The sequence below is a fragment of the Burkholderia stagnalis genome (genome assembly GCF_039848545.1).
GTDB lineage: Bacteria > Pseudomonadota > Gammaproteobacteria > Burkholderiales > Burkholderiaceae > Burkholderia > Burkholderia stagnalis.
Window position 1 is genome coordinate 722759 of record NZ_CP156687.1, and the last position, 10017, is coordinate 732775.

The following is a 10017-nucleotide window of genomic DNA, read 5'->3' on the forward strand; positions in this document are numbered from 1 at the left end:
GGAGCACCGCTCCGCGCCCGCGCAGCCGGCCGGCTTCGCAAAGCCGGCCGTGGACGGCAACCGCCCCCTCGGGGGGCAGCGAACGATAGTGAGCGCGGGGGCCGTTCATTCCGCCTCCCAGATCGTGAGCCGCACCGGCGTCGGGTTGTAGCCGTTGCACGGGTTGTTGAGCTGCGGGCAGTTCGAGATCAGCACCGTGACGTCCATCTCCGCGCGCATCTCGACGTACTTGCCCGGCGCGGATATGCCGTCCTCGAACGTGAGCTGGCCGAGCGGCGTGACGGGCACGTTCATGAAGAAGTTGACGTTGCCGACGAGGTCGCGCTTGGTCAGCCGCGCGCCGGCTCCGCACGCGCACTGCGCGATCGCGTGGAGGAAGCTGTCGCGGCAGTTGTGCATGTAGCGTTTGTCGAGCGCGTAGCGCACCGTGTTGCTCTCGGCCGCGCATGCGCCGCCGAGCGTGTCGTGGCGGCCGCAGGTATCCGCGACGATCGTCACCATCGGGTTGCCGAGACTGGACAGCAGCACGCTGCCCGCGCTCAGGTACAGGTTGCGCTGCTCGCGGATCGTGTCCTGCGCGCTGTAGCGCTCGTCCGGCGCATCGGTGCGGTAGAACAGCGTGTCGACCGCCTGGTTGCCTTCGAGGTCGAGGATGCGCAGCACCTGCCCGCGCTTCACGTCGTGCAGCCACGGTTCGCCGGCGTTCAGCGTGGTGTCGTAGATCGCGTGCCGCGGGTCGAGGCGGCTTTCGATGATCGGCATGTCGGGGCTCCTCACGCGAACAGGCGGTCGGTGTTGATGAAGCCGCGCACGTTCTCCGCGCACGCGCGGCGGCACGGATCGTCGGCGGGCGCGGCGGCGTCGGCCGGATACGCACGATACGCGATCAGCTTCACCGGCTTCGGCGCATAGTCGGGATCGGGATCGAGCGGATGCGGCGCGGTCGAGAACGCGGCGAGCGTGTTCATTTCGAAGCGCAGGTCGAATGCGCTGCCGGCCGGCGAATGGCCGGCGACGAAATCGAGCGCGCCGTCGTCGCGCGGTGCGACCTTGCTGAAGAAGTTGACGTTCGCGGCGAGGTCGCGTGCGGACAGCCCGTATTTCGCGAGTTCGAGCACGAGGCTGTCGCGGCCGTTGCGGATCATCGCGTTGCGATCGGCCTGGTAGGACGACGCGCGGTACTTGCGCGCGAACAACCGCGCGTCGCCGACGCCGCCGAGCGGGTCGTGCCAGCCGAGCGTATCGGCGGTGATCGACGCGATCACGCGGCCCATGTCCGTATACAGCGCATGGCCGCGCGTCAGGTGCGCGGTGTGCTGCGCCTTCAGCGTGTCGGCCATGTTGTAGCGTTCGAGCGGATCTTCGTGGCGATGGAACACCGCGGACACATTCGCGCCGCCGTCGACGTCGACGACGCGCAGCGCTAGGCCGCGACGCAGAATGCCGGACCAGTGGGTTCCGGCGGGAATGACCGTCTCCCACACGACGTGCGGCAGCGGGGCAAGCAAGGCTTGGGGGCTCGGCGACATGGCGGCTCCTCGGATCGGTTGCGGGAAAAAAGCGTGAGAGGGCGACCGAACGACATCGCGACCTCCCGGGCTTTTATCCCTCCGTGGAGCCTCGCCGGTTCCTCGTGGCGAGGAAGGCAGCAAGACCGGATTGCTCTCGGACCAGCCGTCGCAACGCGCAGCACGCGATGCGACCGGAACCCTAGCGATCCTGAAGATGATGCAAATTGCTTCGCACCTCTCGGCAATCGTTCAAGCGAGATGCGTGCCAGCGTTCCGGCGCGCACGCAGCGACGGGGCTGCGCCGCGTGCGCGGCGTGATCCCGCACCGCGCGCGCCGCGCCGTTTGCCCACGCGCTGGGCGCGGCGCGCACCACGCGAACGCGACGCGCACCATCGCGGGGCGATGCGGCCGGCGGTTGCGCGGGCCGCACGCGATGGCACGGTCATTGCTCGAAACGGGCATCCTCCACCCGTCCTCGATTGCAGATGAACAAGCTCGACCTGCTCCGGCGCGTGCTCACCGCGCTGTTTTCCGCCCGCTTCATCGAACTCCAGCGGCCCGCGCGCCGCCGCTGAATCCGCCGCAACGCGATGCCGCCCCGACCGGTTGGCATGCTTCTCGCTCAACCCCACGCCGAGAGGTGCGGCGGCGTCGCATCTTAGGGATGCTAGGGTTCCGGTTCTTCGAACGTCTGGTCCGAGAGCAGCCCGGCGCGTGATCATGCGGTCGTCCGGACCGTCGAACACGGCGCTACACGGCGGGACAAAAGCCCGGGAGAAAAGGCGATGGCGGCGGCCGTCGCGCCTCTCCGTGGCCGGCTTGTCGTCCCGCATCCGCAGGAACCGGCCACGTGGCCGGCTCGCGCATGCGCGAGCCGCCACGCACCCTCAACCGGTCTCCTGGAGAACACGATGACCCGCCTTGCCCTCCCGTTCCGCCGCCTGTTGTCTGCCCGCCCCGTCCGTTTCGTCCGTCATGCGCTGAGCGCCGCCCTCGCCGCGTCGCTGCTGGCGAGTCCCGCCGCGCACGCCGCCCCACCGCTGAAGATCGGCTACAGCGACTGGCCCGGCTGGGTCGCGTTCCAGGTCGCGCTCGACAAGGGCTGGTTCAAGGAAGCCGGCGTCGACGTCGATTTCGAGTGGTTCGATTACTCGGCGTCGCTCGACGCGTTCTCGGCGGGCAAGCTCGACGCCGTCGCGGCGACCAACGGCGATGCGCTCGTCACGGGCGCGGCGGGCGCGAAGAACGTGATGATCCTGCTCACCGACTATTCCGCCGGCAACGACATGATCATCGCGAAGCCGCCGCTGCGGTCAGTGGCGGGCCTGAAGGGCAAGAAGATCGGCGTCGAGCTCGGCCTCGTCGATCACCTGCTGCTCGAGACCGCGCTGCAGAAGCACGGGCTGAAGGATGCCGACGTCACGCTCGTCAACGCGAAAACCAACGAGCTGCCGCAGGTGCTCGGCGCGTCGACCGACATCGCGGCGATCGCCGCGTGGCAGCCGAACGCCGGCGAGGCGCTGAAGCGGGCGCCGGGCGCGCGCGCGATCTTCACGTCGGCGGACGCGCCGGGCCTGATCTACGATGCGATCACCGTCACGCCGACGAGCCTCGCCGCCCGCAAGGCCGACTGGGCCAAGGTCGTGAAGGTCTGGTATCGCTGCGTGGCGTACATCAATGACCCGAAGACGCAGGCCGATGCGGTGAAGATCATGTCCGCGCGGGTCGGCCTGGCGCCCGCGCAATACCTGCCGCTGCTCAAGGGCACGCACCTGCTCGACGCCGCGGCCGCGAAACAGGCGTTCCGCAAGGGCGACGGCCTCGATTCGATCTACGGCTCGACCCGCAACGCGAACGCGTTCAACGTGCGCAACGCGGTGTACAAGCAGTCGCAGGACGTCGACGCGTATATCGATCCGCGGCTCGTCGACGCGCATTGACGTCGCGCGTCGACGTTGCACGGGGCCGCGCGCGGTGCAATGCGGCGGCCTCGCGTACGCCGGCGCGCCCGCGCTAATTCACGCATTCCGGCACCACCGGGTCGTTGCTGCCCGTGTAGACGAATCCGTCCGAGATCCATTGATTCGAATCGAGTCGATACCAGAGCCGTGTGGCGCCCCAGTTGCCATTTACGGAGTCGCCGTATTTATAGCAAGCGAGCTGCACGGTGCGTCCATTCTCGAGCGAACCGACGATCGGCGCCGACAACGAAGGCGCGCTGCGCAGATTCACCTGCCCTGATGCCTGGACACGCGCACTGACGGGCGTGGTCGGGTTACCGGAATCCGCGCCTCCGTAATTGACCAGCCATGCCTGCGGGGAGACGCGCCGTTGATCGCGAACGGCGTATCCGGCATACGCCGAGGCGCCCTCGAAAAACTGCCAGCCGCCGATCGTCATGCCGTTGACCGACACGTCGTTGCCATCCTTGCTCAGTGAAAGGTGCACATGCGGCCCTGTCGTTTGCCCGCCGCACGGCAGGCCGTTTCCGACGCTGCCCAGATATTCCCCCTGACGGACACGCGTGCCGCTGTTCAACGACGTCAGCTGGACCATGTGGTAATAGGTCGTCGCATAACCATTGTCGTGAACCACCTTCACGATCGCGCTGCCGTTGCGCTCGCAGCTCTTGTAGAGATAGCCGTCTCGCGCCGCCAGCACGCGGCCGTTGCCGCCCGAGAAATCGAGGGAGTTGTACGGCCTGCTTTGTCCGGACCAGCCGTGCGCGCCGCCCGTCCAATACCACCCGGCATTCAGTTCCCACGGCAACGCAAGGCCCGGTTGCGGCAATGCCGCCGACCGTGGCGCAAGTGCGCGTTTCACCGCCAGATTTTTCCGTTCCTCGGCAGCGAGCAGCGTGGGCGGCGCCGCGTCGAGCAACGCCGCAAACTGGCTGCTGCCCTCGACGCCCGTGATCCATCGGCCATTCACGTTGCGCGCAAGGAACAGCTTCGTGACGGGATCGGCGGATTCGCCTCCGTTCAGGATTTGCGTCGCAGTGCCAAATACCCATCCGGAAACGTCGTCGGTTTTGATTGCCTCGACCAGGTTGCTGTCCGACCGGGCCGGCAGTGTCAGCGCCCTGCCCGATCGAGAGTCGAGCGCCTGCTCGATCGCGCGTTGCAACGACGTCTCGATTGGCGCCGCATGGACGATTTCGCCAAAGCCAGCTGCAATCAGCAGAATTCCAATCAGGTATTGAATCGAATTTGATGCAGAACGGCCTGGTGAATTGCGCATAGTTAAATGCACCACGAAAAGGGTTTGCACGAAATCCATGACAGCGGCATCAAGCCTACATCATTCGCCAGTCATTGCAAGGAAAATGCAATATCTCTGGATGCGTTTTTAAATAAGACGCACTAGCTGAAATTCTTGACGCGATAATTTCAAGGCGATTCGACCGCTCCGGAAACCGGAGTCGAACGATCCGAAATCACCTTGCGGGCTTCGATGGATTTCCTATGATTCAACTCGGTTTTATCGAGCACACCCCAGTCATGTATTTCCACCCATGCAATACATACCTATAAAGGTGTGAATATGAACATTCTGAAATCCACGCTCGGCATCGGGCTCCTGTGCATCTCGACTGCCACCTTCCCCGGCATGATCCATACCCAGCCGGTCAGCCTGGGCAGTATCGCGGTTCTCGGCGGCGCATTTGGCGGGCACGTGGCTCCGGGGAACATGGAGATTTACGTGCCCGCCGGCCTTCAACTTTCCGGCGCCGTGAATTGCGACATCCATTACGTCACCACACTCAGGACCATCGATGCCGACAGGAGCATGTTGTCGCTGTTGCGCGATGCGAAGAATGCCAATCAACAGGTTCGTCTTTGGATAACCGACGATCCCGTATACACCGCCTACCCGGGAAGATGCAGCTTGTTGTCCGTCGAGCGCATATAGATGGGCAGTCTCGGTGCCTGGAATCGGCGAAAGCAATTCTGGCCGGGGTGATGCGCCCCGGCTTTTCCGCGTCGTGAATTCGACCCCGCGCCGCGACAAGCAATCGGACAACGGCTTCCTTGCGGCAAAAACCGGCTGACGCTCCGCTGGCTTGCCGATTTGTCCGACGAGTAACATCCACTCGCCGCGTGTTGAATTTGGCCGCGGCCTGCACTAGCTTTTCTACATGCCCGACCGATGCCGCGACGCCTCGCCCGACGCCGGTCGGCGATCGAGATCGCGCGAATGACCGGCGCGCCCTCGCGCGTGGCGATCGTCGCAGGGCAAACCGATGGAGCACCTGCGATGCGCTGCCGCGCGGCATGCCTTCTGATTCCGCTGATCTGCTGCGCCGCCGGATTGGCGGCGCAGAGCGTCGCCGAGGAGCACGCCATGACCTTGACCCTGACTTCGCCGGCCTTTCGCGAAGGGGGCGAGATTCCCCGCCGCCATACCTGCATGGGCGCGGATGTGTCGCCGCCGCTCGCGTGGTCCGGGGTGCCCGCCAACGCAAAGAGCCTCGCGCTGATCGTCGACGACCCTGACGCGCCGGACCCGACCGCGCCGCAAACGACATGGGTCCACTGGGTGCTGTACAACATCCCGCCCGCGGCGCCCGGGCTGCAGGAGGCGCTCACCGGAAGCGCGCTGCCGGCGGGCACGCTCGAAGGCACCAACGACTTCCGGCACGCCGCATATGGCGGCCCCTGCCCGCCTATTGGCCGCCACCGCTATTTCCACAAGCTGTATGCGCTCGATACGGTGCTGCCCGATCTCCACAAGCCGACCAAGGCCGCGCTGGAGAAGGCGATGCAAGGGCATGTGGTGGCGCATGCCGAATTGCTCGGGACGTTTCAGAAGTAGGCGCGCGTGGCAGGCCCGCGATCCCGGCCGCGATGAAACCCATCACGTGATCGGGTCGCACGGTACGCCCCGATCGCGCGAGTCGCTTCACGCAAGCGCCACGTCGAGGCTAATCCGCTCCGACGCGGTCGGCGACATCATGGTTGCCGTGTCGACACATCGTGCAACTTGATGAATCAAGGAGGTGTGATGCTTACTCATCTCATTGCCTGCGGCCTGGTGATTTCCGGCCTGATGTTCGGCGGCGGCGCAAAGGCTCAGCAGCCGGCAGCCGATGCCCGTCCGTCGATCGAATACATCCGTCCCGGCGGACAGTTCGTCAACCCCGTGCCGTACTCGCCGGCCGTCAAAGCCGGCCATCTCCTGTTCGTCGCCGGCACCCCGGCCCTGGACAAGAACGGGAAGGTCGCCGCCAACGACTTCACCGCGCAGATGAATCAGGTGATGGAGAACATCGGCGGAGTGTTGAAGGCCGCGGGCGTAGGCTGGGATCGTGTCGTCAAGGTGACCGTCCTGCTCGTGCGGCGTGAGGATTTCAAGGAGATGAACCGCATCTACGCGACGCATTTCGCGCCGGGGAAATATCCGGCCCGTACCACGGCGATCGTGGCTTCATTGCCCAATCCGGACTTCCTGCTGGAAATCGATTGCGAAGCCATCGTGGATTAGCCGGTGATGCAGGCGCTCAGCGCACACGTTCAAGGTTGACGGCCACGATTTCGTATCCGGTGTCGGCATGCAGGTTCGCCGTTTTTTTTGCTTCCTCATACGAAAGAAAGGACATGGCATCTTCGATCGCCGGCGCGATGCCGATGTCGCCGTCCTCGGCGAGGCAGAGGAAATGCTCGCCGGTCTTCACGACATAGATGGTGGTCATGTCTCCCTCCGTGGTTTGCAGGGGAATTTCCAGTCTAGCAGGCCGGCCTTGCCTGGGCGAACCGATTTGACTTCCTTCGCCCCGCACGACATACCTTCCAATCCGCATGGCGCTTTTTCATTCGTTTTCAGAAGACTGTCGATTCCGCTTCGTCGCGCCGCGACGACGGAACGACTCCAGAGGAAAACATGTCCACTCCGAAGATTGGCAATACCTCGACCAGCGCACCGATCGACCATTCATCGTCCCCGGGGCCGAGCGACAACAGCGCACAAAACCAGACTCGCTCGTCCAGCATGAACACGCGCGGGCCACTGCAGAATCTCATGCCGTTCGCTGCGAAAGGCACCATCGGCGAGATGCAGAATACGGCGGCCGCGTTGTTCCAGATGGGCCCCGGCGCGTCACCCGCGCTGGTCGACGCCGCGCACAGCGATCCCAAGGCGATTGCCTTGCGTCAAAAGCCGGTCACCGCCGACACGACGACGGAACTCTGCGACTTCGAGCGAGACAAGGCCAAGGCCAGCGATCAGACGATCCCGCAAAATGCAATGGCAGCGCATCCTCTCGCCGACTTCGCCCGTCGGGGCATCGCACAGACCGCGGCCCTGAATGCGTCACTACACCGCAACGGGATCATGAAAACCCACGTCGAGGGTGGCTGGAACGTATTCGAGCATGTGATTGGCGTGCACGGCGGTTAAGGTCCGGCATCCCGCCTGGGCGCGACGCGGCGTCGCGCCCCATCGCTTACAGCGCTAAAAAGGAGCGTGCGCAGCAGGCGCAACGACGACGCTTACGACTTCGCCGCCTCCTGCCGTTCGTCCTGTTCATCCCGTTCGAGCCTGTAACCGTAACCATAGATCGGCGTCAGGCGATAACCGCTCCCCGGCCGCAAGCCGAGCTTCGTGCGCAGCGTCGACATGTGCGTATCCATCGTGCGTGACGGAATGTCGGCCGCCTGCTTCCATATCCGGTCGACGATGTGCGCACGCGACAGCGGCCGGTCGAGGTGCAGGAACAGCAACAACGCGAGCTCGAATTCCTTCATCGTGAGATTCACCGGCTTGCCGCCGACGCAGGCCTGCTTCGCGTTCACGTCGAAGCGATACTGGCCGAACTCGTGCACCGCCGCCTCGGCGTTGAACGAATAGGCGCGGCGCAGCAACGAGCCGATGCGCGCGAGCAGCACCGGACCGGACACCGGCTTGACGACGTAATCGTCCGCGCCCGCGTCGAGAATCCGCGCAATGCCCGCCTCGTCGTCGCGGATCGTCATGAAGATGATCGGCAGGCTGTGCTCGGTCTGATTGGCGCGCACCCACTTCAGCACGTCCTCGCCGGACACCCCGGGCACTGCCCAGTCGAGCACCAGCAGGTCGAACGTTTCGCGTTTCAGGTGCTTCGTGAATGCGTTGCCGTCGCTGAAGGTGCGGCACGTATGCCCCGCCGCCGTCAGGATTTGACTGACGAAAGCGCACTGGGCCGGATCATCTTCCAGTACGGCGATTCTCACGGCATCTCGCAAGACAGAAGTCGTTCGTTCAATTCGGATCACCCTCGATGCACGCGCACCTGCGGATTTGCACACGCATATTAAGGTGCCGGGCGACCATTTGCATCGGATAATTTTCCGGGCGCACCCGTGTTTTTGACGGTCCGGCGCTGCGCACGTCTGCGCATCCGCACCGCCCGTCACACCACCGCCTGCCCCACCGCCCCCGCCAACCCGTGCAGCGGACGACGCAGCGTGGCGTCGAACGGGTTGGTGCGCGGCCCGATCGCATCGGCCTGCCGCCGCAGCAGTTCGACCACCATCGGCAACCGGTCGTCGCCGAGCCGCGACGCGAGCGTGCCGACGCTCAGCGCGCCGACCGGGTAACCCGTGCGATCGAGAATCGGCACCGCGACGCCCGCCATGCCGTCGAGCACGCCGCTGTTGCGGCCCGCGTGGCCAAGCTGCCGCACGCGCTCGATCTCGGTGCGCAGGTACACCTCGTCGAGCACGCCGTAGCCGCGGATGCGCGGCACGTTGAAGCGGATCACCTCCTCGCGCTCCGCATCCGGCAGGAACGCGAGAATCGCGAGGCTGCCCTGCCCGACCCCGAGCGCAACCCGCCCGCCGATATCGCCGGTAAACGAACGGATCGGAAACGGCCCTTCGCACAGATCGAGGCAGACCGCGTCGAAGCCGCTTTTGACGAGCAGGAAGATCGTCTCGCCGAGGCTCGCGCACAGCCTCAGCAACGCGGGACGGCACAGCGTGCGCATGCTGCTCGGGTTGCCGGCCTGCGCGGCGAGCGCGAAGAAATCGACGCTCAGCCGGTACAGCTTCGTCTGCTCGTCCTGCTCGACCATCCCTTCCGCGATCAGCGACTGCAGGATGCGATGCGCGGTGCCCTGCGTGAGGCCGACGGCCTTCGCCAGATGCGTGACGCGCACGCCGTCCTGCTGCATGCCCGCGAGCGCGCGCAGGATCGCGAACGCGCGCTGCAGCATCCCGCTGCCGGGCGCGTCCGCCGGTTCGCCGGCCGGTGCAACGACCGCCGGCCTTCGGAGCGACGGGGTGTTGGGCATGCGGGACCTCCTCGACGATTTCATTGAGCGGAATACGATTGCTCCGATTATTGCCTCGCCGAAAATCCCCGTGCATCCGGGCGTACACGGGATTGACGCGCGCATTTCGGGGGTATCGCGCGCCTCGGTTTCCGGAACGAATTCACGCCGCCGGCAGGATATGTTCCGTTCACCGGAATTTTTTCAAAATTCATCCCGGCCAGCAGAACTTGAAATTGACGCTCCCGATTATGGCT

At 65.1% G+C, this 10017-nt stretch carries 11 protein-coding genes and 2 riboswitches; of the genes, 5 read left to right on the forward strand and 6 right to left on the reverse strand.

Annotated elements, in window-relative coordinates; all coding sequences use genetic code 11:
* Positions 1 to 105: 105 nt before the first annotated feature.
* Positions 106 to 762: an urea amidolyase associated protein UAAP2 gene (locus ABFO07_RS33950; protein ID WP_347469793.1), complete on the reverse strand. Its 657-nt coding sequence runs from the start codon at positions 760 to 762 to the stop codon at positions 106 to 108.
* An 11-nt stretch (positions 763 to 773) separates the two neighbouring features.
* Positions 774 to 1529, reverse strand: a complete 756-nt coding sequence (locus tag ABFO07_RS33955) for an urea amidolyase associated protein UAAP1 (protein WP_059881397.1) — start codon at positions 1527 to 1529, stop codon at positions 774 to 776.
* A gap of 60 nt (positions 1530 to 1589) precedes the next feature.
* Positions 1590 to 1725: riboswitch (guanidine-I (ykkC/yxkD leader) on the reverse strand.
* 443 nt (positions 1726 to 2168) lie between these two features.
* Positions 2169 to 2291, forward strand: a riboswitch (guanidine-I (ykkC/yxkD leader).
* A gap of 132 nt (positions 2292 to 2423) precedes the next feature.
* On the opposite strand from ABFO07_RS33955, the gene ABFO07_RS33960 reads away from it, so the two are divergent.
* Positions 2424 to 3452, forward strand: a complete 1029-nt coding sequence (locus ABFO07_RS33960; RefSeq protein ID WP_059881396.1) for an ABC transporter substrate-binding protein — start codon at positions 2424 to 2426, stop codon at positions 3450 to 3452.
* 73 nt (positions 3453 to 3525) lie between these two features.
* Here ABFO07_RS33960 and ABFO07_RS33965 read toward each other — a convergent pair whose 3' ends face one another.
* A complete protein-coding gene (locus ABFO07_RS33965) occupies positions 3526 to 4791 on the reverse strand; it encodes a peptidoglycan DD-metalloendopeptidase family protein (RefSeq protein WP_347469794.1) in 1266 nt (421 codons plus the stop codon).
* Between the two features lie 264 nt (positions 4792 to 5055).
* Between ABFO07_RS33965 and ABFO07_RS33970 the strand changes: the two genes are divergently transcribed.
* The 3 genes from ABFO07_RS33970 to ABFO07_RS33980 all read left to right on the forward strand — a co-directional run bounded on the left by ABFO07_RS33970 (position 5056) and on the right by ABFO07_RS33980 (position 6996).
* Positions 5056 to 5424 carry a hypothetical protein gene (locus tag ABFO07_RS33970; protein WP_347469795.1) on the forward strand — a complete coding sequence of 123 codons (369 nt, stop codon included), beginning with the start codon at positions 5056 to 5058 and terminating at the stop codon, positions 5422 to 5424.
* A gap of 432 nt (positions 5425 to 5856) precedes the next feature.
* Positions 5857 to 6327: a YbhB/YbcL family Raf kinase inhibitor-like protein gene (locus ABFO07_RS33975; protein ID WP_347469957.1), complete on the forward strand. Its 471-nt coding sequence runs from the start codon at positions 5857 to 5859 to the stop codon at positions 6325 to 6327.
* A 189-nt stretch (positions 6328 to 6516) separates the two neighbouring features.
* The gene (locus ABFO07_RS33980; RefSeq protein WP_059881390.1) at positions 6517 to 6996 is read left to right on the forward strand and encodes a RidA family protein; all 480 of its coding nucleotides are present in this window, start codon (positions 6517 to 6519) and stop codon (positions 6994 to 6996) included.
* 16 nt (positions 6997 to 7012) lie between these two features.
* Here ABFO07_RS33980 and ABFO07_RS33985 read toward each other — a convergent pair whose 3' ends face one another.
* Entirely contained in the window at positions 7013 to 7204 is a 192-nt protein-coding gene (locus ABFO07_RS33985; protein WP_059557939.1) for a hypothetical protein, read from the reverse strand.
* A 188-nt stretch (positions 7205 to 7392) separates the two neighbouring features.
* On the opposite strand from ABFO07_RS33985, the gene ABFO07_RS33990 reads away from it, so the two are divergent.
* Complete coding sequence (locus ABFO07_RS33990) at positions 7393 to 7908, forward strand: hypothetical protein (protein ID WP_059809948.1); 516 nt, start codon at positions 7393 to 7395, stop codon at positions 7906 to 7908.
* 92 nt (positions 7909 to 8000) lie between these two features.
* Here the strand turns inward: ABFO07_RS33990 and ABFO07_RS33995 are convergent, their stop codons facing one another.
* Both ABFO07_RS33995 and ABFO07_RS34000 read right to left on the reverse strand, forming a co-directional pair.
* Positions 8001 to 8720: a response regulator transcription factor gene (locus ABFO07_RS33995; RefSeq protein WP_347469796.1), complete on the reverse strand. Its 720-nt coding sequence runs from the start codon at positions 8718 to 8720 to the stop codon at positions 8001 to 8003.
* 179 nt (positions 8721 to 8899) lie between these two features.
* The gene (locus ABFO07_RS34000; RefSeq protein ID WP_347469797.1) at positions 8900 to 9781 is read right to left on the reverse strand and encodes an IclR family transcriptional regulator; all 882 of its coding nucleotides are present in this window, start codon (positions 9779 to 9781) and stop codon (positions 8900 to 8902) included.
* Positions 9782 to 10017: the final 236 nt, after the last annotated feature.

What these genes read in the sequence shown, in the direction of transcription:
- ABFO07_RS33950 (WP_347469793.1), bottom strand. Translation starts at nt 762, where the DNA reads ATGCCGATCATCGAAAGCCGCCTCGACCCGCGGCACGCGATCTACGAC.
- ABFO07_RS33955 (WP_059881397.1), bottom strand. Translation starts at nt 1,529, where the DNA reads ATGTCGCCGAGCCCCCAAGCCTTGCTTGCCCCGCTGCCGCACGTCGTG.
- ABFO07_RS33960 (WP_059881396.1), top strand. Translation starts at nt 2,424, where the DNA reads ATGACCCGCCTTGCCCTCCCGTTCCGCCGCCTGTTGTCTGCCCGCCCC.
- ABFO07_RS33965 (WP_347469794.1), bottom strand. Translation starts at nt 4,791, where the DNA reads ATGGATTTCGTGCAAACCCTTTTCGTGGTGCATTTAACTATGCGCAAT.
- ABFO07_RS33970 (WP_347469795.1), top strand. Translation starts at nt 5,056, where the DNA reads ATGAACATTCTGAAATCCACGCTCGGCATCGGGCTCCTGTGCATCTCG.
- ABFO07_RS33975 (WP_347469957.1), top strand. Translation starts at nt 5,857, where the DNA reads ATGACCTTGACCCTGACTTCGCCGGCCTTTCGCGAAGGGGGCGAGATT.
- ABFO07_RS33980 (WP_059881390.1), top strand. Translation starts at nt 6,517, where the DNA reads ATGCTTACTCATCTCATTGCCTGCGGCCTGGTGATTTCCGGCCTGATG.
- ABFO07_RS33985 (WP_059557939.1), bottom strand. Translation starts at nt 7,204, where the DNA reads ATGACCACCATCTATGTCGTGAAGACCGGCGAGCATTTCCTCTGCCTC.
- ABFO07_RS33990 (WP_059809948.1), top strand. Translation starts at nt 7,393, where the DNA reads ATGTCCACTCCGAAGATTGGCAATACCTCGACCAGCGCACCGATCGAC.
- ABFO07_RS34000 (WP_347469797.1), bottom strand. Translation starts at nt 9,781, where the DNA reads ATGCCCAACACCCCGTCGCTCCGAAGGCCGGCGGTCGTTGCACCGGCC.